We start from the raw sequence: 22,035 nt of genomic DNA, 5'->3' as shown, positions 1-22,035 counted from the left end.
GAGCCACCCCCACATGCAGCAGCGTCCCGGCATACAAGGGCCACCGCCCGGCTGCCCCGCGCACGGCAACGTGCAGCTCTACGGACCCCAGTTCGGCTCCGATCCCGACGCCCACTACGACCATCTGCGCAGCCTCGGCCCGAGCGCGCCGGTCGACATCGCCCCGGGGGTGGAGGTCGAGCTGGTCACCAGTTACGACGCCGCCCTGTACATCCTGCAGAACCCCGCGTCGTTCGTCCGGGACTCGCGGCGCTGGCGGGCGCTGAACGAGGGGCGGGTTCCCGAGGGCAGCCCCGCGCTGCCCATGATGGGATACCGGCCCAACGCGCTGTTCAGCGACGGAGCGGCGCATGCCCGACTGCGGCAGGCGGTCACCGACAGCCTGTCCACCGTCAACGAGATTCAGCTGGTGCGGCAGACCCAGCAGTCCGCCGACTACCTGGTCAGCCGGTTCAGCTCCGACCGGCTCGGGCAGGCCGAGCTGATGGCCGAGTACGCGCAGCCGCTGCCGCTGCTGGTCTTCAGCGACCTGTTCGGCTGCCCGCCCGAGATCGGCGACCGCGTGATCGTCGGGATCAGCGGCATCTTCGACGGTACGGCCGGCGCCGATCTGGTGCTGGGCGAGGCGCTGACCGAGCTGATCGGGCTCAAGCGGCGCCGGCCCGGGAGCGATCTGACGACCCGTCTGATGGAGCACTCGGCGCAACTGACCGACGAGGAGGTGCTGCACCAGCTCGTGACGCTGCTCTCCGGCGGCACCGCGCCGCTGTCGGCGGCGATCGGCACCAGCAGCGCGCTGATCCTCGGAGAGGACTGGCAGATCGGCCTGCCGGCCGAGGACGCCGTCACCCAGGCCTTGTGGAACTACGCGCCGATCGCCAACTACGCGGCCCATTACCCCACTCACGACGTGGAGCTGGGGGGCAGGGTGCTGCGGGCGAACGACCCGGTGGTGATCTCCTTCGCGGCCGCCAACAACGATCCGCGGCTGGCGGAGCATCGCGAGCAGCTCAGTGCCAAGGCCCACCTCGCGTTCGGGGCGGGGCCGCACGCCTGTCCCGCCAAGGACCCGGCGTTCGTGATCGCCGTCACCGCCGTCGAGTCCCTCCTCAACCGGCTGCCCGACATCGAAGTCCGGGTGCCGTTCAAGGACTTGAGCTGGGTGCCCGCTCCGTGGAGCCGCTCGCTGGTGGCCCTCCCGGTCCGGTTCACGCCCCGCGCCATGGCGCCGACGCCGGCCGGGACACCGCAGCCGCAGGCAACCGTGCCCTCCCCGCACCCTGTCCAGAACTCGACCCTCCAGTCGACGGCTCCGCCCGCGCCCAAGCCCAAACCCGGTCTCTTCAGCCGGTTCCTGGCATGGACGAGGGGGGAGTGACCTAGGCAACTCTCCACACACATAGTCGTCTTGTATGTATCGGCCGACCGGGGGGTATGCATGGCCGCTGATGCGTGAGATCTAGAAGGAGACCTCGTGGAGATTGTGGCAACTCCGCCTGTCGACAGGCGTTTTGCCGTCTCGCTGTGCTCCCGTCTGCGGACGGCGAAGGGGCAGGCCAACCCCTTTCCGATCTATACGGAGCTTCGGTCCAGGGGCGGAGTCGCCGCAGCACCGTGGGGAGGACACCTCGTCACCGGCTTCGACCTGTGTGACCAGGTCCTGCGCAGTCGCGACTGGCTGGAACCCGATGCTCGCTGGCGGGAGCAGCAGGGAGACGGCACACGCTGGACGGCTCCCTCCTCGCGCGAGATGAGCAGGACGCTGCCGGCGCTCAACCCCCCGGACCACACCTGGGTGCGCCGGTCGGCGGGCATGTTCGACCGCGCCTCCCTGGAGGAGATGCGCGGGACGGTGGGCCACCTCACGAGCAGGCTCCTGGACACGCTCACCGAGCGACTGCACGAGGGCGAGGCGGACTTCAACGCTCTGGTGGCCGAGGAGTTGCCGATCGCCACCATCGGGCACTGGCTCGGACTGCCGACCGCCGACTTCGCCCGTCTGCGGGAGCTGACCCACGACCAGGTCTTCACCCAGGAGTTGCTGCCGTCGGCCAGCCAGCTGGCGATGTCGGACGCGGCCACCGCTCAGCTGCGGACCTACTTCATGGACCTGGTGCGCCGACGGCGGGCTCATCCCGGTGACGACCCGGTGTCACGGTGGATCAGAGCGTGGGACGGCATGGAGAGCGACCGCGACAAGGTGGACGAAGCTGTCTACTTCCTCGCGCTGTTCGTGCTGCTGGCGGCGCTGGAGACCACGTCCACCCTGCTGGCGACCATGACGTTCCTGCTGCTGGAGCACCCCCGGCAGTGGGACTGGCTCACCGTCCACCCCGAACTCGTGCCCGCCGCCGTTGAAGAATCGTTGCGCTACGACCCGCCCACGCATGTCATCAGCCGCGTCTCCTCCCGGGACCGCGTCCTGGGCGGCGTCGAGGTCCTCAAGGACCAGATGGTGCACCTGATGGTGGGGGCGGCCAACCGTGACCCGGACAAGCACGAGGATCCCGAACTGTTCAACCTGCACCGCAAGCCGGCCCATCTCGCCTTCAGCGGAGGCATCCACTACTGCCTCGGTGCGCCCCTGGCCCGCCTGGAGGCCCAGACGCTTCTCCACCAGCTGGTCAGGCGCTTCCCCCGCCTCACCCTCGTACGCCGGCCGTCATGGGCACCGCGTGTGGCCTTCAGACGCCTGCTGAACCTGGACGTCGCCCTCTCATGACCGACATGATCACCTCCCCCCACTTCCCCTACAAGGAGCTGCACGTCGAGCAGGACGGGCCGGTCCTCCGGGTCCGCTTCGCCCCCTCGGCGCAGGACAGCACCCTGACCGTCGCCGCCCTCGACGATCTGGCCGCGCTGCTGCACAGTCTCCATGACCGCCCCGACATCCGGGTTCTGCTCCTGTCGGCCGCCGGCGAGGACTTCTGTCTGGGTGCCGACCGCGTCGAGTACCAGGCGGCGCTGGCCCAGGACCCGACCGGAGCCGTCATGCGCCGGATCGCGGACAAGGCGTACCGCGTGTGCGACGCGCTGGAGAACACGCACGCGGTCACCGTCGCCAGGCTCCACGGCAGGGTCATCGGCGCGGGGCTCGCGCTCGCCTCCTTCTGCGACCTGCGTGCCGGGGCCGACGACTGCAGGTTCCGCATGCCCGAGATCGGCGTCGGTCTGCCTCCCGCATGGGGAGGCGCCATGGGTCGTCTGATCGTGGAGGGCGGGGCCGCCAGGATCCGCGAACTCATGCTCACCTGTGAGGCCTTCGACGCGGTCACCGCCCACCGCATCGGTCTCCTGCACAAGGTCGCCCCGCTCGGGACACTGGACGCGGTGGTCGACGCGTGGGTCCGGCCGCTCGTCCGGCGCTCCCCGGAAGCCCTCATGCTCACCAAGCGCATGTTCGCGGGCTATTCGCGGGCCGGCCGCACCGCCGACGTCGCCCTGCTGGATGCGCATCTCCTGACCGCGCAGCTCAACCAGGCGCGCCCACGGCGCGTGACCGAGCGCCCGTAGGTCCTCTCGTCAGGCCTCCGGGCCGAGGATCATGCACGTCGTGGTGGCATGGGCGATGAGCTTGCCCCGGTCGTCCAGGACCTTGCCCTCGGCGGTGGCGGTACGGCGTCCCACGTGGATGACGGTGCCCTCGGCGGTGAGGGTCTGCCCGTCGGTGCGAGCCGCGCGAATGTAGTTGACCTTGAGATCGAGCGTGGTGTAGCCGATTCCGGCGGCGACGGTGGTGTGGACCGCGCAGCCCATGACGGAATCGAGCAGGGTGGCGGCGATGCCGCCATGGACGGTGCCCAGCGGGTTGGAGAAGTCCGCGCGGGTGTCGAGGGAGACGACGACGCGGCCGTGGTCGACTTCGTCGAAACGCATCCCGAGCAGCCGGCCGATGGAGGGGATCTCCGCAGAACGATCTGCCTGGATCCAGCGGATCAGGTCGAGCCCGGACAGTGCGGCGAAGTCGGTGGTGGACATGTCTGTTCCTTGCTGTCGTGCCGGTGAAGTGGCCCGGGCCGTGGGGCGCCGGGCGGAGCTGTCGGTCAGCCGAGGGGGTTGGCCGTGTCCCGCAGGAGAGCCAGGACGGGCGCGTACATGCGGGACTTGATGGTGCCCAGGGTCTCGCCGGCCCTGCCCGCCTGGGCGGCGGCGAGTTCGACGGCCATGTCCCGTACGGCGTTCTCGTCGGCGGCGTGGTCCACGACGGCGGCGGCGAGCGCGTCGTGGCCGCCGTAGCGGCGGGCGGTGGTCATGGCCTCGTGGGCGACCTGCGGGGTGAGCCGGCTCTGGATCAGCGCCGACATGCCGGGCGTGAACGGAATGTTGATGTCCGCCTCCGGCAGGCACCAGAAGCCGCGGTCGGCCCGCATCACCCGGACATCGTGGGCCAGGGAAAGCATCGCGCCCGCCGCGAAGGTGTGCCCCTGCAGCGCGGCCACGGTGGGCACGGGCAGGGCGAGCAGGCGGGCGAAGAGCGCGTGGACCGAGACGACGTAATCGCGGTGCCGGTCGGCGTGGGCGAGGAGCCAGTCGAGATCCAGACCGTTGGAGTAGAACTTCCCGGTCGCAGAGGTGACCAGCGCCCGCGGTCCGTCCGCTTTCTCCACTTCGTCCAGTGCCTCGTCGACCGAGGCCAGCCAGTCGGGGTGGAAACGGTTCTCCCCCGCTCCGAGATCGAGCACGAAGACACTGTCCTGACGGTCCAACGTGGGCATGGCGACTCCTTCGGATGGGCGGGGGGACGCGGACCGGGCGGTCCGCGCGGAGAACGGGGCCTCAGCTTCAGGGGGCTTCCCCGGCATCGGCCGCTGCCCCGGGCCGGTCCGGCAGGGCGTGCACCAGCAGGTCGTGGATCTCGGCGGCGGCCGCGTCCAGCGGGGCGGGGCTCCGCTCGGCCCGGCACAGCACCACCGCGCCCTCGAAGGCGCCGATGACGAACGCCGCGAGCCGTCGGCCACGGGTCTCGGGCAGGCCGCCGGCCACGAGCACGTCCGTGAGGGTCGTCTGCCAACGGGTGAAGACCTCGGCCGCGGAGTCCGCCCACTGGGGACCCTCCTCATCGGCCGCCACGGCCGCGGCGACGACCGGGCATCCCGCCCGGAAGCCGCTGTCGATCAGCCGGCTCCGCCACAGGGCGAAGAGGGCGTCGATCGCCGCCACCGGATCACCGGTACGCGACACGGCGGCGATGCGGTCCGCCATGACGTCCCCGGCGAAGGCCACCGCCTCGTCGATCAGCTGGGTGCGCCCCTCGGGGAAGTGATGGTAGACCGAGCCGCGCGGGGCACCGCTGTGCGCGAGCACCCGGTCGATGCTCGTCGCACCGGCTCCCTGTTCTCCCAGCAGCACCGCGGCACTGCTGATCATCCGCCCCCGGCTGTCGCTTCTGCGTGGGCTCATCGCTGCACCACCCGGCACCTTTCCCGTGGGCTCGTACGTCTCCCGTCCGGGCTGGGGGCAGGCGGCGTACCGGTGATTACCAGTAAGTAATATATGCTCTATGGCATAGAACATGCAAGGGGCGGGCCGTGCGCCGGTGGCACGGCCCGCCCCAGCCGAAGACGGGCGGTTCTCAGACGGTCAGCACACCTTCGGTCAGTGCACCTTGTTCAGCTTGTCGAGAGCCTTGGCGAGGCCGTTGGCCCACAGCTGGTCGACGCGGGCACGCTCGGCCGCGTTCGGGTAGCGGTTGGTGCAGGACGTGCCCGGCCCGCCACCCGACATCAGCTCGCTGCACGGACCGCTGTAGTGGTCCGGCAGCCCCAGCACGTGACCGGTCTCGTGCGCGGCGACGCGGACCGAGTCGTACTGCCGGTTCTGCGCGTAGTCGAGGAAGATGTAGCCGTTGCCGTGGCCGTCCGTGGAGGCGTAGGACCCCTCGGGGTCGCTGCCCTCGTAGTAGGAGAAGTCGGCGCCGCCCGACGTCGACTGCAGCTTGACGTTCGAGACGGAGCCGTTCCATATCGAGGCGGCGCTCGATATCTGCGAACGGAAGCTCGGCGCCTGGGAGGCGTTGTAGTAGACGGTCACGGACCGCAGGTTCGGATGCGCCGCCTGCTTCTCGGCGACCGAGGCGAGCACGGCCTCGAAGAAGTCCTTGTTGTTCGCCGTCGCGTCGGCCGAGCCCGTGTAGCGGGCGTACGGTGTGGCGGTGGATCCGGCGCTCTGGGCGCTCGCCGGGATCGCGGTGCCCAGAGCCGCGAACGCCAGGCCGAGGCCGAGCGCCAGCAGTCTCCTGGTGGTCTGCGCGGATGGGGAGGACGTACGGGTCGACTTCATGTGGGGGGCTCCTACTCGTTCGTGTGGGGTGGTGAACGATCGGTTGCCCATGAGTCTCGGCCAGTCCAACAGTGCGGCGGATGATGGCACTTGGGGATAGCGCGCGGCTATCACGGTCAACTCGTGCGGTTCCGTTGGTGTTTGAACATCTGGCGCCTCATCAGACACTGCCCTTACGCTCCCCGCATGGAGCTCGAGGTCAGGCACCTGCGCGTTCTCTGCGCCATCGCCGACGCCGGCAGTCTGCACAGGGCGGCTCGCGAACTCGGCATGGCCCAGCCCTCGTTGAGCACCCAGCTGCGCCGTATCGAGCAGGCACTCGGCGGCCGGCTCTTCACCCGTGACCGTACGGGCAGCCGCCTCACACCGCTGGGCCACATCGTGGTGAGCCGCGCCCGGCCGCTCGTCGCCGAACTGGCCGCGATCGTGGCCGAGACGAGGGCGGCGGCCGCCCGAGCCGCGGGCGGCCCCCAGCTGCGCATCGGCGCCACGGCCAGTCGGGCCCTGCCGGGCTGGCTCCGCCGGCTGCGCACCCGTGTCCCGCCGGTCGAACCCAGCCTCCAGATGGACGTGTCCGCGAACTCCCTGCTGCTCATGGTCGCCGAGGGCAGGCTCGACCTGGCGTTCGTGCACGAGGTCGAGGGCAGCCCGCTGCGCATCCCGGCCGGGCTGCGCCTGCGGGTCCTGGTGGAACGCGAACCGCAGTTCGTCACCCTGGCCGCCGACCACCCCGCGGCCACGCAGCGCGAGGTGCGCCTGACCGATCTCGCCCACGACCGCTGGATGCTCGACTCCACGGTCGACGGCGAATGGGACGGTGTGTGCCGCGTACTGCGCGAGGCCGGGATCGAACCCGACCTGCTGCACGGCGACTACCTCACCGCGTACTCGCTGGCCGCCATCGGCGAGGTGGTCACGGTCAGCCAGCCCACCGCCCGCCCCCGCCCCGACCTCGCCATCCGGCCGCTGCGGGGCGACCCGATAGGGGTACGGCTGCTGCTGGCGGCCCGGACGGCAGCCGAACTCGACAACGGTCGCTCCGAGCTGGAGGAGGCCTACTGGGAGGCGGCCCGCCAGGCGCCGGCGTACCAGGAGTGGCTGGAGCGCCGGGCGACCGGGCCACCGGCGCAGGCACTTCGTGCGGTGGGGGCCTGAGGACTCCGGCTCCGACAGTCGGTGGACCTGCCCGGTCGCAGGCCGTGGGCACGGGTCCGGGGCCGCTCCCCGGAGCGCACGCCGGCACGGGGCACGTCCGCGAGCGGGACCGACCGGGGCCGACCGATGATTTCCGGGTGTCCACGGGGTCAGTACGGCAACCGCACCCCCGGCACCCACCCGGAAGGATCCGCACCGTGACGCACATCCACGTGGCCGAAACGGACCTGGAGCTGCCCGACGGCCGCAGGCTGCACATCTACGACACCGGCGCCGGGGAATCCGCGACTCTGCCCGTCTTCTGGCATCACGGCACTCCCAACATCGGCATGCCACCCGCGCCGCTCTTCCCCGCCTCCGCCAGGCTCGGGATCCGCTGGGTGTCGTACGACCGTCCCGGGTACGGCGGGTCGACCCCGCTGGGCGGCCGCAGCGTCGCCTCGGCGGCCGCCGATGTCGGCCGTATCGCCGATGCGCTGGGCATCGACCGGTTCGCCGTGATGGGTCACTCCGGTGGCGCCTCGCACGCCCTGGCGTGTGCCGCCGTGCTGCCGGAGCGGGTCCTCGGCGCGGTCGCCGGGTCGGGGCCCGCCCCGTTCGACGCGGAGGGTCTTGACTGGTTCGCCGGCATGGCCGCGTCCTGCCGGGAGTCGCTGTCCGCGGCCGTGGCGGGCCGCGAGGCCAAGGCGCGGTACCAAGCGGCAGCGGAGTACGACCCGGCCATGTTCACGGAGGCCGATCATGCGGCCCTGGCGGGTGACTGGTCCTGGCTCGGGGAGGTCGTCGGGCCGGCCGTGGCCGCCGGTCCGGGCGGGTTGATCGACGACGACCTGGCCTACGTCCGTCCGTGGGGCTGCGACCCCGCCACGATCACGGCGCCGGTCCTCGTTCTGCACGGCGGTCAGGACAGGGTCGTGCCCAGCAGTCACGGGGAGTGGCTCGCACGCCGCTGTCCCCGCTCGGAACTGTGGCTTCGCCCGGCCGCCGGGCACCTCTCCGTCCTGCACGACGCGGCCGCCGCCCTGGAGTGGCTGGCACGGCACTCCAAGCGCTGACCTCGGCGGGCCGGCCGGATCCGCCGCAACTCGGTGATCCTTTGTCCGCCACGCCGACCCAAATGATCTATTTGTGTGCTTATCGGCTCTACGGTGCCAGGTGTCGTGAGTACCGCAGGGGGGCGCACAACGCGCCTGGCTCGGCGCGGGTCGGGATGCCGATGAGTGGAATCACCCGCCGAGGCGTGACACGCCTCGGTCTCGCCGCCGGTGTGGGTGCCGCGGCCGCCTGGCTGGCCGACTGCGGAGGGCCTGTCGGGCTGGGCGGCCCTGCGGCAGGCCCCGGAAGCCAAGAGGACCGGCCGGTGCTGCGGAGCATCGGCGACGGCTCGACGGCGGACACCGGCGAGCAGCCGCGTCAGCCCTCCGCCCCGACGGCGCTCGAGCCGGGCGAGACCCCGCCGCAGTTCGTGGTGTTCTCCTGGGACGGGGCGGGCGAGCTGGGCAAGGGGCTGTTCCCGCGGTTCCTGGAGCTGGCGCGTGCGCACGGCGCGCACATGACGTTCTTCCTGTCCGGTCTCTATCTGCTGCCGGAGGCGAAGAAGCGGCTGTACCGGCCGCCGGAGAACCCGGTCGGCGCCTCCGACATCGGCTACCTCGCCGACGGACACATCAAGCAGACGCTGAAGTACGTCCGTGAGGCGTGGCTCGACGGACACGAGATCGGCACGCACTTCAACGGGCACTTCTGCGACGGTCCGGGATCCGTCGCCCTCTGGAGTCCGGCGCAGTGGCACGCGGAGATCGAGCAGGCCCGGTCGTTCGTCAAGTCGTGGCGCACCCACACCGGTTGGCACGACCTTCCGCCGCTGCCCTTCGACTACGACCGGGAACTGGTGGGCGGCCGCACACCGTGTCTGCTGGGGCAGCGCAACCTGTTGCCCGTCGCCCGCGAGCTGGGCTGGCGTTACGACGCGTCCTCACCGGGCGGACTGCAACGCTGGCCGCGCAGGCGGGGCGGCCTCTGGGACCTCCCGCTGCAGAACATCCCCTTCCCGGGCCACCGGTTCGAGGTGCTGTCCATGGACTACAACATGCTGGCGAACCAGTCGGGGAACTCGACGCGCGCGCCCTCCTACAACTATCCGGCCTGGCGCGTCCTTGCGACGGAGTCGTATCTGGCCGGGTTCCGGCGGGCGTACGAGACGAACCGGGCCCCGCTCTTCATCGGCAACCACTTCGAGGAGTGGAACGGCGGCATCTACATGGACGCGGTGGAAGAGGCCCTGAGACGGATCGCCGACGAGGAGGACGTACGCCTGGTCTCCTTCCGGCAGTTCGTCGACTGGCTCGACGCCCAGGACCCGGCGGTCCTCGCGAAGCTGCGCACGCTGCAGGTCGGCGAGGAGCCCGAGGGCGGCTGGTCCGCCTTCCTGCGTCCCGCGAAACGGACGCAGGACGCACGAACCGGTTCTTGATCCAGGGCCCTGTACAACCCTCGGGCGGTATCGGCAGTCTCCTGTACGGGAACTCACGTTCCCACACAGTTCAGCTGTCCGTTGTATCCGCTTCATGCAGAGGATTCCATGCCCCCCACACTTCCCGGCCCCCGTGCACTCCGACAGACCGCCGGTGCGGTCGGCGCCGTCGCCCTGCTCGCGCTGGGTGCCGCTCCCGCCGGCGCCGCAGACCCGGGACCCGGTCTGGTGCTGGGCAGGATCGGCCCGATCGACGGGGTGAAGCCCGGCAGCGAGTTCACGGTGCCGACCTCCTTCACCAACACGGGAACCGCGGCACTCGGCAAGGTCTGGATGTCGTACTCCGTCACGCGCGGCCTCAGCCACACCGAGGTGCCCTCCAACTGTCTGCGCTACGAGATCGGTTCCTTCGACGAGCAGCCGGGTTCCTCGGACGTGATCTGCGAGTTCGACCAGCGGGTGGAGCCCGGTGTCGTCTACGCCCCCGAAAGGCCGCTGACCCTGAAGGCGCTCGACCGCGCCCTGTACGACGAGCTGCGGGTGACGGTCGACTCCGCCGACACCGGTCCGGGGGACGGCGCCTCGGAGCCGGTGCGCGGTACGGGCCCCGCGGTGAAACTGGTCGAGCGGCCCGACGACACCCCGGCCGCCCCCGGCTCCGCCCGGCACGACGGCTGGGACGCGGTGGACGTGAAGGTGACCGCGAAGAACACGGCCGACTTCCGGGTGAACGGCAACCGCCTGAAGGGCCGTGTCGGGGACACCGTCCCGCTGGTGGTGAAGTTCACCAACGCCGGGCCCGGCTGGGTGCTCCGCGAGATCGGCGCCGGGGCGACCCGCGTGCACATCACGATGCCGGCCGGTACGTCGGTCGCCAAGGCCGACGGGTTCTGCAAGAGCATGGGTTCGAGGACGTACGACTGCGGCACGAGCCAGGCCTGGATCAACGAGGGCGGCGGGGAGACCTACGACTTCAAGCTGAAGATCGACAAGTCGGTGTCCGGGGCGAAGGGCTCGGTGGCGCTCGCGGGACAGCCGCGCCCCTTCGACCCCGACAAGTCGAACGACACCGCGGACATCCTGCTCGACGTCTCGGGTCACGGCTCCACGGGTGGCAGCGGCTCGACGTCCTCCACCGGGGGCTCCGGCAGCGCGTCCACCGGCGGTTCGGGGTCTGCGTCCGGGTCGTCGTCCGGCTCCGGCACCGGGACCACGGGCGGCAGCTCCACGAGCGGCACCTCGGGCTCCTCCTCCACCGGCGGTGACCTGGCGAGCACCGGCTCCGGTCAGGTCCTGCCCCTGACGGCCGCCGCGGCCGGGGCGGTGGTCGTCGGCGCGGGCGCCGTCCTGGTGGTCCGCCGGCGCGCCGCCCGGCAGCGGTAACGGATACGGCCGCAGGCGGGGCGGGCCTCGGCCCGCCCCGCTGCTGTGCGCGCACCGTCAGGAGCTGGACCCCAGTGTCCGCGTCGTGTAGGCGCATTCCGTGTAGATGTACCCGGACCGGAGCTTGGCCGTGTCCGAGGCGGGCGTGGCGGTGCTGCCGCCGTGCGGCTTGTGCACGAAGTACGTGGTGCCGACGGGGAGGCTGAGCGTCCGCTGCGGGTAGTTCTTGCCGCTGCTGCACGGCTTGAAGCCGGTGATCAGCGTGTCGGCGAGGGAGTACGACTTGCAGCTGCCGCATCCCTTGAGGGTGAAGCTGCCGGTGACCGGGCCGGTGTAGAGCACGGTCACGTCGTCGGGGCTGTCGTTCTTCACGGTGACGGAGATGCTGCCGCCGGACGCGGTGGTCGGCAGCTTCTTCCCGGCAGCCGGGAGGGTCTGGGCCACCTCGGCTCCGATGGCGATCTTCTTGGCCCGGTCCCGGTTCCTGCCGTTCTTGTTGTCGGAGACGTATTGCTCCAAGGTCTTGCGGGCCGCGTCGAAGTCGCGGTCCTTGTACTGGTCGACGCCGCAGGCGTACTCCCCCGCGTCGCCGCTCCTGTCCGCGCGGTCGGCCGACTTCGTGAGGTCGTCGGCCGCGTTCCCGGCCGTGCCCGACAGGTCGGTGATGCGGGTGTCCAGGTCGCGCAACTGCTGGACCGCGGTGCAGGGTTCACGGCCGGTGACGTCCTTCTCGGCGCCCTTCACCGCCGCGTCCACGGCGGGTGCGACCTTGGCCGCCGGCGCGGACCGCGGGAAGGTGTTCAGAAGGTCGCCGAAGCGGGGCACCCAGTCGTCCTGCCCTGCTGTCAGGCCCGCCCGTCCGCATTCGTACAACGAGGTGGCCAGTCGGTCGTCGGGCCACCGGGTCAGCGAGCCGAGTTCCTTCTCCGGCATCGCACGGGGCACCGTACGCAGGTACTTCAGCGGCTCTATCGCCTCGCAGTACCGCTGGTGGCCGTAGGCCGCGCCGACCGTGGTGTAGTACGTCCGCATGCGGTCGGGGACCTGGTCCGCAGCGCGCGAGCCGGAGTGGTGGACCGCGAGGTCGCGGTAGACCTCCAGGGCCTCCCGGTAGTCGGACCGAGCGGTGGAGAAGCTCTGCCGTCCTGCCGCCGTCACCAGGTGGTCGGCCTTGTCCAGACGGTCGAGGAGCGCCTGCTGTACGGCCTCCTCGTGCGCGTCGTCGTACCACAGCGCGCCGCCTGCCGGTACGGCGAGCAGGAGCACGCCGAGCAGCAGGGCGAGGGGTGCTCTGCCCGGCCAGGTGAGCCGCGTGCGCAGGCCGGCGACGGCACCGTGAACGGCCGCCAGCAGCAGGAACACGGCGTACAGGGCGAGCGCGGCGCCCGGGACGCCGTCGGCGTCGGCGGGCAGGGCGACGAACAGCAGGACGACGGTCGCCGCCAGGCAGGCGGCCATCGGGAGCCGTCTTCGCAGGAGTGCGTATCCGAGGCCGAACCCGCTCAGGTTGAGCACCGCGACCGCGGCCGCCCGCCAGCCGTCCGGTGGCGCGGGCGGTGGAGCCGAGGGCATCGGTGGTACGGCGAATCCCTGGCTCGGACCGTACGGGTATCCGGACATGGTGGCTCCCCCCGTCAACTAGGCCCGCATGTCTGCGGATCGGCAGTGTACGGCTGGGGGCGCGGGCCTGACAGAGGGTGTCCAGGACAGCGGTCACCGGCAGGGGCGGAGGGCCCGCGTGGGTCCATGAGAAGGCCCTCCGCCTCCGTCCGCTGTGCCGCCAGCGGCGCAGGGCGGCGGCGGACGGGCTCGCAGTGGTCGCGCAGTTGGGCGAGGACGCCGTCCAGGCTCTCGGCGGGGTGGACGTTGGTGCAGTGGGCGAGGTGGACGGTGGTGCCGTCCGGGTGGCGCAGCCGCGTGGCGCTCACTCACCGCCGCGCAGCAGGGAGTTGCCCTCGTGGGTCGCCTCGGGCGGGGTGACCTCCGGGTCCAGACGGCCGCTGAGGCCGTAGAAGGCGACGGGGTTGCGCCACAGCGCGCGGTCGACGTCGTCCTCGGTGAAGCCCTCGGCCGGTGTCAGGTCGGCCGCCCGACGGGTCTTCAGCGGATCGCTGCGGCCCCAGTCGGCGGCGGAGTTGACCAGGACCTTCTCGGGTCCGAATGTGCGCAGGATCCCTACCATCCGGCGCTCGTCCATCTTGGTGTCGGGGCAGACGGAGAAGCCCAGCCAGCAGCCGCTGTCCCTGGCCTCCTTGACGGTCGTCTCGTTCAGATGGTCGACGAGGACCCGCTCAGGAAGCAGCGCGGACTCACGGACGACGTCGAGGGTGCGGCGCAGCCCGGCGAGCCTGTCGCGGTGCGGGGTGTGCACCAGCGCGGGCAGGCCGTGGTCGGCGGCGAGCTGGAGCTGCCGGGCCAGGGCCCGAGCGTGCTCGTGGCCGTACCCGACGGATCCGGGGCCGGCTGTCCGTCGAGGGGGTCTCCTCCTGGGGGGGGACGCGATCCGGTTCTGCAACGCCTTGCAGAAGGGTGCCGGACTCACACCACGGTGCTGGGACGTCTACGACGCCGGGGGCCCACGGCGGCCAACGGGTGCTGCGCGGCGGCGACTGATTCGACGAGCGCCGGAGCTGCCGTGTCTCCGTCAGACGCCGCAGTCGTCCCGCCTTCCGCGTCGACGACGTCGGATTCCCCCTCGCCCGCTCAGTGCGGAGTTGGAGGACCACCGCGAGGTTCTCCCCCTCCCGGCGGGGCGGGCCTCCCTGCACCGGCCCGCGAGGCTCGTCCCCCCGCATGCCTGGCGGTCCCCCCGCCCGGCATGCGGGGTTCTCCCCTCTCCGGGCATCCGAGTCGCGACCACGTGACACTTGAGGGAAGCGACCGACGACCAGGGCCGGGAGGCGAGGGCGGTGATCGCCGTCAATCCGACGGACAGCGCCTCGCTGCTCGCTGCCTTCGGCGCGCTGGCCGTCCTGGTCGTGATCTTCGCCGAGTCGAGCCTGCTGGTCGTCGGCTTCTTCCTGCCGGGTGACACGCTGCTGTTCCCGGCCGGTGTGCTGTGCGCGGCAAGCGGTGAGCAGGGGCCGCGGCTGGAGCTGTGGCAGGTGCTGCTGTGCGCGGCCGTCGGCGCCGTGGCGGGCGGCCAGGTGGGCTATCTGCTCGGGCAGCACGGCGGGCGCCCCCTGCTGGCCCGCACCTCGCACCGGCGCGTGAAGGAGGGCGCGGCCCAGACGGAGCGGCTGCTGGCCCGCTACGGATACGGCAAGGCGCTGGTGATCGGCCGCTTCGTCCCGATGCTGCGATCCGTCCTGCACCCGGCGGCCGGCGCGCTCGGTGTGCCTGTGCGGACGTTCACCGTGTGGCAGACCGTCGGGGGCCTGCTCTGGTCCCAGAGCCTCGTCCTCGCCGGCTACCTCCTCGGTTCGTCGGTGTCCCACGTCGACCGCTACCTGCTGCCGCTGGTCGCGATCATCGTCGTGGTCTCCCTGCTGCCCCTGCTGGCGGAGGCCCGCCGTACGCGGCGCGAACGGCGGGACCGCTGCGGTCCGACCGGGAGTTGACGGGTCTCAGCCGAGGCCCCAGGCCTGCCCGAGCCGGTAGGCGGCGCACAGATGGACGTCGAGGACGTACGGGGCCGTGGTCCCGCACCCGGCAGCCGGGTCGACGGGCTGCCCGTGTCCCATCCCCGTGATGCCGTAAGTCTCGACCACGGCCTGCCCGGACGGGTTCCGGTAGATCTGGTGCGGATATCCCGCCACGGTGTCGGAGACGTCCGCGCTCTGGTCGGCGCCCTGGACGTCGGCCCACTGCCTGACCAGGTCCGTCATGTTCGACGGCTTCACCGTGCTGTCCGCGGAGCCCTGGAAGACGGTGAGCGTGGGCCAGGGACCCGTGTAGCCGGGCCGGGCCCCGCGGACCCGGTCGCCCCACTGGGCCGGCGTCTGGTTCGCCCATCCGTACATGCACGGGTACGGTCCACCGGCCGCGGCGGAGCAGTCGTACGGCAGCCCGGCGACGATGCCTGCTGCGCGGAACTTCTCCGGGTACGTCGCCGCCATCACCGCCGTCATCCCGCCGCCGGCGGACAGACCGGTGACGAACACGCGCGAGGGATCACCCTGGACGTCGGCGAGTTGGCGGTCCACCATCTGCGCGATCGAGGCGGCCTCGCCGTCGCCGCGCTCGATGTCCCCGAGCTGGAACCAGTCGAAGCACTTGCTGAGGTTGTTGGTCGCGGACTGCTGCGGGACCACGACGGAGAAGTGCCAGCGGTCCGCGAGCGTGCTCCAGCCGCTGTTGACGGCGTACCCGGCGTCCTGGGTACAGCCGTGCAGGGCGACGACGACGGGGGCGTTCGCGGGCAGGTCCGGGGGGTCGTAGCGGAACATGCGCAGCGCACCGGGGTTGCTGCCGAACCCGGTGACTTCGGTGAGGGAGGCGGCAGCGGCCGCCGGGCGGGGTGTGAGGAGTCCGGCGGCCAAGGCGGCCACGAGGGCCACCAGGGCGACTTTCAGGCGTGCGGCTCTGGTCTGCATGCCCGCAGATGCTAGGAGCCTCACACAGCGGCGATATGGGGTCGGACACCATAGTGCGCCTGCCGGAAATGGGCCCGCGGCCGGGCTCCGCGCGTCAGCGAGGGGTCACCGCCGCGTCAGCGGGGCGTGGCACCGTAGTTGATGTGAACGGCACGGGCAACCGGAAGCCGGTCACGGGGAGAGGTGCCCGGAGCGGTTGATCGGGGACCGGCGAGCACGCCTCGAGGTCGGGCCCCCTGGGGCCCACGCAGGTTCGAATCCTGCCCTCTCCGCCCATGCACCAGAGCCGACATGCTCCTCGTTTGCCATATGCCCCATTTGTCCGATTATCCTGGGCGGCTGTTGCCCCTCGCCCGTCCAGGCGGGCCCGGGGAATCCGGCAGACAGAAGGAGGCACGGAAGGCATGCGCAGTGCACGGACATCCGCCCTCGCGATGCCGTTCGGACGAACCGATTGTGCCGATGCCGCGCGGGCGACCGTGGCGGCCGTGCTGACCTGGCAGGTGTGCGTGACCCTGCTGCACCTGCCCCACCCCTACGTGGGCTCCGTGGCGGCGCTCCTCATCGTCGAGGCGACGGTGGTGCGCACGGTCGCCGCCGCGTCCCGGTACGCCGCTGGATGCCTGCTCGGCGTGGCCATCGCCGTACCCGCCGCTCTGTACGCCGAGCCCGGCATGCTGGGTCTCGGGCTGGTCGTCTTCGCCTCCGCCCTGCTGGCCCGGCGTGAGTTCCTCGGCCACCAGGGGCTGCATCTGCCGACCACGGCCCTCATCACCTTCGCCCTGGTCCGCGGCCGGCACCCCGCCGAGCTGGTCTCCCACGTCGCGGAGATCATGCTGGGCATAGCCATCGGCCTGGCGTGCAGCGCATTGCTGTTCCCGGCCGTACGTGTGCGCTCCGCCGAGCGCGCGCTGGAGAGACTGCGCACCCAGCTCGCCCATCACCTCGAGGGTCTGGCCGACGCCGTCACCCGGCGCGAACGGCCACGGAGCGTGCTCGGCTCCAGCTGGGAGCACGAGCTCGACTCCGCGGTTTCGGAAGCGCGTACCGCCCTGGACGAAGCGCACGAGAGCGTGCGGTGGAACGTACGGCCGATGGCACGACGCCGTCGCTGGCACCTGGACCGCCGTGTGCTGCGGGCGCTGGCCGACGTGGAGCGGCAGGTGTGCGCGACCGGACGGCTGCTGGACGCGCAGCACACCACGGACCGGCCCGGCACCCGGGGCGAGGACACCCCCGGCGCCGACCGCTTCGCACAGCCGTACGCACGGTTGCTGCGCACGACGGCCCTGTGCGTCTACGACTGCCGGGGCGGCCACCCCCATCCCGCTCTGCCCGCCGCCCGGCACGCCCTCGCCCGCCTCGGCAGACCCGGCCGCGAGCAGTTCGTCGCCTGCGCCGAGGACCGCCATCTCGTCGATCACCTGGATGCGGTCCTGTCCTGCCTGACGACGTCCGTACCCACCCCCACCCGTCCGCCCGCCCGGCGCCACCGGGCGCTCGGCCCGCTACGGCCCTCACCACGACGATGAGCTCTCACCGCACGCCTCACCCCACGGATCACCCCACGGATCTTCAGCACACCGCCACCGGACCCGCTGCCGAGAAGCACACGCTGCCCGGCACCGAGGACCGCAGCCCGCGCGCCAGGAGCCGCCTGCCCGGGGCCCGTCTGCTCCTGGCGACGGCCCCTGTCCTGCTCATGGTGGTCGTAGCCCTCACGGACCTGCTCACGCCGGACTGGCTGCATGTCTCGCCGGTGATGGCCGCGGTACCGGTCCTGGCCGCCGCTCTGCTCCCGTTGTGGGCGACGGCGGCCCTCGCCGGCGCGGCGCTCTCGGTGACCGCGCTGCTGCAGCTGGCCGCGGGGCAGAGCGGCCGCCCCGATGCGGATGTCATGCTGGGCAGCCTGGCCGTGGTCGGGCTCGCCTCCCTCGCCACCTGTTCCCTGCGGCTGCGCCGGGAACGGCAGCTGCGCCAGGTCCGCTCGGTGGCGGAGACGGCACAGCGGGCACTGATGCACCCGCTCCCCCGGCGGATCAGTTCGCTGGCCCTGTGCGGCGTGTATCTGGCGGCCGAGTCGGAGGCCCGGATCGGCGGCGACTTCTACGAGGCGCTGCAGACGCCGTACGGCACCCGGATCCTCATCGGGGATGTGCGGGGCAAGGGGCTGACGGCCGTAGGGGCCTGCGCGACCCTGCTCGGCGCGTTCCGGGAACTGGCGGACCGGGAGGCGTCCCTGACGCGGGTGGCCGAGCAGCTGGACGAACGCGCCCGGCGGCAGATGGCGGAGCTGGAGGACCAGGGCACGGCGGCTCTGTTCACGGAGCGGTTCGCGACCGCGCTGCTGGTGGAGTTCCCGCCCGGCGAGCCGGTCGCCCGCATCGTCCACTGCGGCCACCCCGAGCCGCTCCTCGTCCGCTCGGGCCAGGTCCACGCCGACCTGCCCGACCAGCCGGGAGCGCCTCTCGGACTCGGCGACCTGCTGGACGCGGAGCCGGTCGCCCACACGGTGCCGTTCGCCCCGGGCGACCGGCTCCTCCTCTACACGGACGGATTCATCGAGGCCCGGGACCGCCGTGGCCGGTTCTACGACCTGCCCGCCCACGCCCGCACCCATGCCCACCGCCCCCTGCCGGCCATGGTCTCCGCCCTGCGCCACGCCCTCCTGCACCATGTCGACGGCGACCTCGGCGACGACGCGGCACTGCTGGCCCTGGAACGGCTGCCACCCGAGTCGAAGTGCGGCCGCGGGTGACGGTCGCTCTGACGGGTGCCCCGGGCGGAGGCCGAGGCGGCTACCGCAGCACCGCCAGGGCCAGCGCTCCGGCAGCCAGGGCCAGGAAGAAGCCCGGGAACGCGATGTTGTGAAGCACGCGTGCCCGTACATGGACGACCACGGCGCCGGCGTAGAACAGCACCAGGCCGACGGCGGCCGCCGTTCCCAGGGGGCGCAGGCCCAGCAGTCCCAGCACGAGTCCGGCCGCTCCGGCCGCCTTCAGCAGAGCCAGGGGCGGGATCCAGAGCGGCGGCACGCCGACCTCGCCCGAGTTGGCGAGCACGAAGGGCGCCTTCGCGAGATCGGCCGCCGCGATGCCGGCGTTGGCCAGGACGGCCGCACAGGTGACGAGGAAGTAGGCGAGTTCCATGGCTTCCACGTTCCTCGGGGAGTCACCGCGCCGTCCAATACCTGCATCCATAACCTGGTGGAATGGATGTCGACACCCGCCTGCTGCGCTCCTTCCTGGCCGTCGCCGAGGACGGCAGCCTCACCCGCGCCGCCGAGCGCGTGTTCGTGTCCCAGCCGGCCCTGACGAAGCAGATCCGGCAACTGGAGACCCAGCTCGCCGTACGGCTCTTCGATCGTTCGCGGTCCGGGATGGCGCTCACCGGGCCCGGCCGGGAACTCGCCCGCCTCGCCCCGAAGGTGCTCGCGGCCTGGGACGACGCCCTGTGCGCAACCCGGGCCGCGGACCGGCAGTCCTCGCGGGTGCTGCGCGTCGGGTGCATGGCGAGCGCGGCCAACGAGGCGACGCAGGAGATCGTCGCCGCGTTCGCCCGGCGCCGGCCCGGGTGGCGTACCGAGCTGCGCCAGGCGGCCTGGACGAACCCGAGCGCCGGCCTGGCAACCGGGGACGTGGACGCCGCGCTGCTGCGGCTGCCCTTCCCGGGCCAGGACTCTCTGCGCGTCGAGCCGCTGTTCAGCGAGCCGCGCTGGGTCGCCCTGCCCAGCGCGCACCCGCTGGCCGCGCACGACACGATTGCCTTCCGCGATCTGTGGGACGAGCCGTTCGTCGCCGCTCCGCAGGAGACCGGCTCGTGGCGCGACCACTGGCTGGCAGCCGACGAGCGCGAGGGCCATCCCGTCCGCATCGGCGCCGTCACCGAGCAGCCCGACGACTGGCTGAACGCCATCGCGAACGGCTACGGCATCGCCCTCGCGCCCCGGTCCGCCGCACGGTTCTACGCCCGCCCCGGCGTGGTCTACCGACCGGTCACCGGCGTGAGCCCCACGCACGTGGGCATCGCCTGGGCTCCCGCCGACGACCGCAATCCGGTCGTGCAGGACTTCGTCCGGTGCTGCCTCGACATCGCGAAGGACCGTTCATGACCCGGCCCGCGCCACCCGCTTGACCGGCCAGGAGCCGCTGCCCCCGCAGGTGTTGGCGGCTCCCGGCGCACGGCAGGTCCTCGCGACGATGGCGGTGGACCGAGCGGACTAGGAACGCAAGGCGCTGATCCGCCCGCCGCGCCGAAGGCCCGCCGCCCGTCCGGAGCGCGTCGGCCGCGGTGACCCGGTAAGCGTCTTCGGCGACCTGGCGCACGGTCGCGCGGGCCCGGCCACACTCGGCGTCCCGGTATGCGCGCGAGGGCCCCGGACCGTCGCCGAGCAGGTAGCCGCAGTCCCGCCCGGACCCGCTGCGGACGCGGTGACCCGGTCGCCGGAGGGTGCCCGGCAAAGCCCCCGCCCCCTTGCCGGACGCCGATCCCGCCCTTCTCAGGCGGTCTTGTCCCCTGCCCGGCCCAATGCCGGTCCGCCGGAAGGGCGAGCACCCGTGAGGGGTGTGACCGTGGTGGAAGGGATGAGCGGTGCAACTGTGGCAAGGAGGCGGAATGGCCGAGACGGTCGGCGTGAGTGGCGTGACCTGTGCTGCGGTGGCGGGCGACGACCCGTCGTGCGACGGGTCCGGCGATGCCTTCGCGCAGCTGAGCGGCGTCGCCGATGCCGTCCTCTACGAGGGCTACCTGCTCTATCCGTACCGCCGTTCCTCGGCCAAGAACCGCGTCCGCTGGCAGTTCGGGGTGCTTCTGCCCCGGAACTGGGTGGAGGCGGACGGACCCGTCACCCCGGGACTTTCCGGCTCAGCGGACTCCTGGTACCAGCAGACCGAGTGCCTGCTGCGCGTGCGCGGGCCCGGACCGGCCGTCCGGGTGCGGGTGCGTTACCTGCAGATGCAGCACAAGCAGGTGCAGGCGGCCGGCGCGGACGGCCGGTACCGCCCGGTCGAGTCGCTGCGGACGGACGACGGGACGGCCCATCTCACCTTCGACGAGGCGGTGCCGCGTGAGATCGGTCGAGTATGGCCGCTGGCGGATCTGCTGCGGGGCGAGTGCGTCGCCGAGGCCGGTGCGCCGCCCGGTGAGGAGACGGAGCCGCTGCCCGGGGGAGCCGGGCGTGTGGTGCGGCGGCGCGAGGAGGTCCGGGCGCGTACGACGGTCCTGGCCGAGCCGCTCACCGACGACGTGTACCGGCTGCGGGTACGCACCGAGAACACCGGGCGCGCACCGGATGTCCGGGCCTCTCGCGGCGATGCGCTGCGGCCCGCGCTGCTCGCCGCGCACACCCTTCTCGGCGGCGAGGGCGTGGAATTCGTCTCACTGACCGATCCGCCCGCCGGCCTGCGGGAGCAGGTGGGCGCGTGCCGCAACGAGTTCACCTTTCCCGTCCTGGGCGGCGAGCCGCAGGAGACGGCGCCGACCGGGCGGGCCGCCCTGTCCTCCCCGATCATCCTCCCGGACCGTCCGCAGGTGGCGCCGGAGAGCCCGGGCGATCTGCACGACGCGGCGGAGATCGACGAGATCCTGACGCTGCGCACGATGCTTCTGACGGACGAGGAGAAGGCGGAGGCGCGGGCCACGGACCCGCGTGCCGCGCAGATCCTCGACCGTGTCGACAGCATGCCCCAGGAGGTCTTCGCCCGGCTGCACGGCGCCATCCGCTCGCTGGCCCCGGTCACGCCCGCCGTCCCCGTCGATCCCGGTCCCGTCGAACGGCCCGCCTGGTGGCAGGAGGACGCCGACGAGGGGATGTGCCCGACGACCGACACGGTGCTCGTGGACGGCGTCCCCGTCGGCGGCGGCAGCCGGGTGCGGCTGTGCCCGCACGGACGGGGTGCCGACGCCCAGGACATGTTCCTGGCGGGCCGGACCGCGCGGGTGGCGGCGGTCTTCCACGACGTGGACGGCAGCGTCCACCTCGCGGTGACCGTCGACGGCGATCCCGCGGCCGAACTGCACGGCTGGTACGGCCGTTTCCACTACTTCCGGCCCGACGAGGTCGAACCGCTCGCAGGCGGGGACACGCCGGGTCCCGCGGACCCGGACCACCCACCCCGGCCGCAGTCCCCGCGGCCCCGACGTCCGGCCGGCGGGCCGGAGGAGGGACGGCTCGATGGACGCCCCTGACCCGACGGCGCACGCCGATGACCG

At 72.2% G+C, this 22,035-nt stretch carries 19 protein-coding genes and 3 pseudogenes; 13 read left to right on the top strand and 9 right to left on the bottom strand.

Annotated features, from left to right (window positions below; all coding sequences use genetic code 11):
- The first annotated feature begins 13 nt into the window (after positions 1-13).
- The 3 genes from ACIRU3_RS19070 (at position 14) to ACIRU3_RS19060 (ending at position 3,513) form a co-directional block, all read left to right on the top strand.
- The gene (locus ACIRU3_RS19070; RefSeq protein WP_404057561.1) at positions 14-1,378 is read left to right on the top strand and encodes a cytochrome P450; all 1,365 of its coding nucleotides are present in this window, start codon (positions 14-16) and stop codon (positions 1,376-1,378) included.
- A 96-nt stretch (positions 1,379-1,474) separates the two neighbouring features.
- On the top strand, positions 1,475-2,722 hold the full coding sequence (locus ACIRU3_RS19065) for a cytochrome P450 (protein WP_404057559.1): 1,248 nt from the start codon (positions 1,475-1,477) through the stop codon (positions 2,720-2,722).
- A gap of 5 nt (positions 2,723-2,727) precedes the next feature.
- Positions 2,728-3,513 (top strand): enoyl-CoA hydratase/isomerase family protein, encoded by a 786-nt coding sequence (locus ACIRU3_RS19060; RefSeq protein ID WP_404057557.1) that lies wholly within the window; start codon positions 2,728-2,730, stop codon positions 3,511-3,513.
- A gap of 9 nt (positions 3,514-3,522) precedes the next feature.
- Here the strand turns inward: ACIRU3_RS19060 and ACIRU3_RS19055 are convergent, their stop codons facing one another.
- The 4 genes from ACIRU3_RS19055 to snpA form a co-directional block, all read right to left on the bottom strand.
- Entirely contained in the window at positions 3,523-3,978 is a 456-nt protein-coding gene (locus ACIRU3_RS19055; RefSeq protein ID WP_404057555.1) for a PaaI family thioesterase, read from the bottom strand.
- Positions 3,979-4,043: 65 nt separating this feature from the next.
- The gene (locus ACIRU3_RS19050; RefSeq protein ID WP_404057553.1) at positions 4,044-4,715 is read right to left on the bottom strand and encodes an enoyl-CoA hydratase-related protein; all 672 of its coding nucleotides are present in this window, start codon (positions 4,713-4,715) and stop codon (positions 4,044-4,046) included.
- A 67-nt stretch (positions 4,716-4,782) separates the two neighbouring features.
- A complete protein-coding gene (locus ACIRU3_RS19045) occupies positions 4,783-5,400 on the bottom strand; it encodes a TetR/AcrR family transcriptional regulator (RefSeq protein WP_404057551.1) in 618 nt (205 codons plus the stop codon).
- Between the two features lie 195 nt (positions 5,401-5,595).
- The gene (snpA, locus tag ACIRU3_RS19040) at positions 5,596-6,279 is read right to left on the bottom strand and encodes a snapalysin (protein ID WP_404057549.1); all 684 of its coding nucleotides are present in this window, start codon (positions 6,277-6,279) and stop codon (positions 5,596-5,598) included.
- 186 nt (positions 6,280-6,465) lie between these two features.
- Between snpA and ACIRU3_RS19035 the strand changes: the two genes are divergently transcribed.
- The 4 genes from ACIRU3_RS19035 (at position 6,466) to ACIRU3_RS19020 (ending at position 11,290) form a co-directional block, all read left to right on the top strand.
- On the top strand, positions 6,466-7,434 hold the full coding sequence (locus ACIRU3_RS19035; protein ID WP_404057547.1) for a LysR family transcriptional regulator: 969 nt from the start codon (positions 6,466-6,468) through the stop codon (positions 7,432-7,434).
- A gap of 206 nt (positions 7,435-7,640) precedes the next feature.
- Positions 7,641-8,489, top strand: coding sequence for an alpha/beta fold hydrolase (locus tag ACIRU3_RS19030; protein WP_404057912.1), 849 nt, complete (start codon positions 7,641-7,643; stop codon positions 8,487-8,489).
- Between the two features lie 161 nt (positions 8,490-8,650).
- On the top strand, positions 8,651-9,907 hold the full coding sequence (locus ACIRU3_RS19025) for a hypothetical protein (protein ID WP_404057546.1): 1,257 nt from the start codon (positions 8,651-8,653) through the stop codon (positions 9,905-9,907).
- Between the two features lie 108 nt (positions 9,908-10,015).
- A complete protein-coding gene (locus ACIRU3_RS19020) occupies positions 10,016-11,290 on the top strand; it encodes a hypothetical protein (protein WP_404057544.1) in 1,275 nt (424 codons plus the stop codon).
- A gap of 57 nt (positions 11,291-11,347) precedes the next feature.
- On the opposite strand, the gene ACIRU3_RS19015 is transcribed toward ACIRU3_RS19020, so the two are convergent.
- The 3 genes and pseudogenes from ACIRU3_RS19015 to ACIRU3_RS19005 all read right to left on the bottom strand — a co-directional run.
- Positions 11,348-12,910, bottom strand: coding sequence for a hypothetical protein (locus tag ACIRU3_RS19015; RefSeq protein ID WP_404057542.1), 1,563 nt, complete (start codon positions 12,908-12,910; stop codon positions 11,348-11,350).
- Between the two features lie 173 nt (positions 12,911-13,083).
- Positions 13,084-13,218, bottom strand: a pseudogene (locus ACIRU3_RS19010) (xylose isomerase); the annotation flags it as partial.
- A pseudogene (locus tag ACIRU3_RS19005) lies at positions 13,215-13,715 on the bottom strand (hydrolase TatD); the annotation flags it as partial. The pseudogenes ACIRU3_RS19010 and ACIRU3_RS19005, both read right to left, overlap by 4 nt.
- Before the next feature lie 484 nt (positions 13,716-14,199).
- Between ACIRU3_RS19005 and ACIRU3_RS19000 the strand changes: the two are divergent.
- Positions 14,200-14,850: a DedA family protein gene (locus ACIRU3_RS19000; RefSeq protein WP_404057910.1), complete on the top strand. Its 651-nt coding sequence runs from the start codon at positions 14,200-14,202 to the stop codon at positions 14,848-14,850.
- A gap of 6 nt (positions 14,851-14,856) precedes the next feature.
- Here ACIRU3_RS19000 and ACIRU3_RS18995 read toward each other — a convergent pair whose 3' ends face one another.
- Entirely contained in the window at positions 14,857-15,825 is a 969-nt protein-coding gene (locus ACIRU3_RS18995) for an alpha/beta hydrolase family esterase (RefSeq protein ID WP_404057540.1), read from the bottom strand.
- Positions 15,826-16,002: 177 nt separating this feature from the next.
- Here ACIRU3_RS18995 and ACIRU3_RS18990 point away from each other — a divergent pair.
- The 3 genes and pseudogenes from ACIRU3_RS18990 to ACIRU3_RS18980 all read left to right on the top strand — a co-directional run bounded on the left by ACIRU3_RS18990 (position 16,003) and on the right by ACIRU3_RS18980 (position 18,583).
- Positions 16,003-16,097: pseudogene (locus ACIRU3_RS18990) on the top strand.
- Between the two features lie 132 nt (positions 16,098-16,229).
- On the top strand, positions 16,230-17,357 hold the full coding sequence (locus tag ACIRU3_RS18985) for an aromatic acid exporter family protein (RefSeq protein ID WP_404057539.1): 1,128 nt from the start codon (positions 16,230-16,232) through the stop codon (positions 17,355-17,357).
- Positions 17,354-18,583 (top strand): PP2C family protein-serine/threonine phosphatase, encoded by a 1,230-nt coding sequence (locus ACIRU3_RS18980; RefSeq protein WP_404057537.1) that lies wholly within the window; start codon positions 17,354-17,356, stop codon positions 18,581-18,583. Before ACIRU3_RS18985 ends, ACIRU3_RS18980 begins: the two co-directional genes overlap by 4 nt.
- 40 nt (positions 18,584-18,623) lie before the next feature.
- Here ACIRU3_RS18980 and ACIRU3_RS18975 read toward each other — a convergent pair whose 3' ends face one another.
- Complete coding sequence (locus ACIRU3_RS18975; protein WP_404057535.1) at positions 18,624-18,974, bottom strand: DoxX family protein; 351 nt, start codon at positions 18,972-18,974, stop codon at positions 18,624-18,626.
- Positions 18,975-19,036: 62 nt separating this feature from the next.
- Between ACIRU3_RS18975 and ACIRU3_RS18970 the strand changes: the two genes are divergently transcribed.
- The gene (locus ACIRU3_RS18970) at positions 19,037-19,936 is read left to right on the top strand and encodes a LysR family transcriptional regulator (protein ID WP_404057533.1); all 900 of its coding nucleotides are present in this window, start codon (positions 19,037-19,039) and stop codon (positions 19,934-19,936) included.
- A gap of 503 nt (positions 19,937-20,439) precedes the next feature.
- Positions 20,440-22,011 carry a hypothetical protein gene (locus ACIRU3_RS18965; RefSeq protein ID WP_404057531.1) on the top strand — a complete coding sequence of 524 codons (1,572 nt, stop codon included), beginning with the start codon at positions 20,440-20,442 and terminating at the stop codon, positions 22,009-22,011.
- The last annotated feature ends 24 nt before the right edge of the window (positions 22,012-22,035 follow it).

It is taken from the genome of Streptomyces sp. NPDC101151 (assembly GCF_044768335.1).
Taxonomy (GTDB): Bacteria; Actinomycetota; Actinomycetes; order Streptomycetales; family Streptomycetaceae; genus Streptomyces.
The sequence above is the reverse complement of the archived record's forward strand: the minus strand, read 5'-3'. Positions and strand labels throughout refer to the sequence as shown.

Excerpts from the sequence above, each read along its gene's own strand:
- ACIRU3_RS19025 (WP_404057546.1), top strand. The coding sequence starts at position 8,651 with ATGAGTGGAATCACCCGCCGAGGCGTGACACGCCTCGGTCTCGCCGCC.
- ACIRU3_RS18970 (WP_404057533.1), top strand. The coding sequence starts at position 19,037 with ATGGATGTCGACACCCGCCTGCTGCGCTCCTTCCTGGCCGTCGCCGAG.
- ACIRU3_RS19070 (WP_404057561.1), top strand. The coding sequence starts at position 14 with ATGCAGCAGCGTCCCGGCATACAAGGGCCACCGCCCGGCTGCCCCGCG.
- ACIRU3_RS18965 (WP_404057531.1), top strand. The coding sequence starts at position 20,440 with ATGGCCGAGACGGTCGGCGTGAGTGGCGTGACCTGTGCTGCGGTGGCG.
- ACIRU3_RS18975 (WP_404057535.1), bottom strand. The coding sequence starts at position 18,974 with ATGGAACTCGCCTACTTCCTCGTCACCTGTGCGGCCGTCCTGGCCAAC.
- ACIRU3_RS18985 (WP_404057539.1), top strand. The coding sequence starts at position 16,230 with ATGCGCAGTGCACGGACATCCGCCCTCGCGATGCCGTTCGGACGAACC.
- ACIRU3_RS19055 (WP_404057555.1), bottom strand. The coding sequence starts at position 3,978 with ATGTCCACCACCGACTTCGCCGCACTGTCCGGGCTCGACCTGATCCGC.
- snpA (WP_404057549.1), bottom strand. The coding sequence starts at position 6,279 with ATGAAGTCGACCCGTACGTCCTCCCCATCCGCGCAGACCACCAGGAGA.
- ACIRU3_RS18995 (WP_404057540.1), bottom strand. The coding sequence starts at position 15,825 with ATGCAGACCAGAGCCGCACGCCTGAAAGTCGCCCTGGTGGCCCTCGTG.
- ACIRU3_RS19060 (WP_404057557.1), top strand. The coding sequence starts at position 2,728 with ATGATCACCTCCCCCCACTTCCCCTACAAGGAGCTGCACGTCGAGCAG.
- ACIRU3_RS19015 (WP_404057542.1), bottom strand. The coding sequence starts at position 12,910 with ATGTCCGGATACCCGTACGGTCCGAGCCAGGGATTCGCCGTACCACCG.
- ACIRU3_RS18980 (WP_404057537.1), top strand. The coding sequence starts at position 17,354 with ATGAGCTCTCACCGCACGCCTCACCCCACGGATCACCCCACGGATCTT.
- ACIRU3_RS19035 (WP_404057547.1), top strand. The coding sequence starts at position 6,466 with ATGGAGCTCGAGGTCAGGCACCTGCGCGTTCTCTGCGCCATCGCCGAC.
- ACIRU3_RS19045 (WP_404057551.1), bottom strand. The coding sequence starts at position 5,400 with ATGAGCCCACGCAGAAGCGACAGCCGGGGGCGGATGATCAGCAGTGCC.
- ACIRU3_RS19020 (WP_404057544.1), top strand. The coding sequence starts at position 10,016 with ATGCCCCCCACACTTCCCGGCCCCCGTGCACTCCGACAGACCGCCGGT.
- ACIRU3_RS19050 (WP_404057553.1), bottom strand. The coding sequence starts at position 4,715 with ATGCCCACGTTGGACCGTCAGGACAGTGTCTTCGTGCTCGATCTCGGA.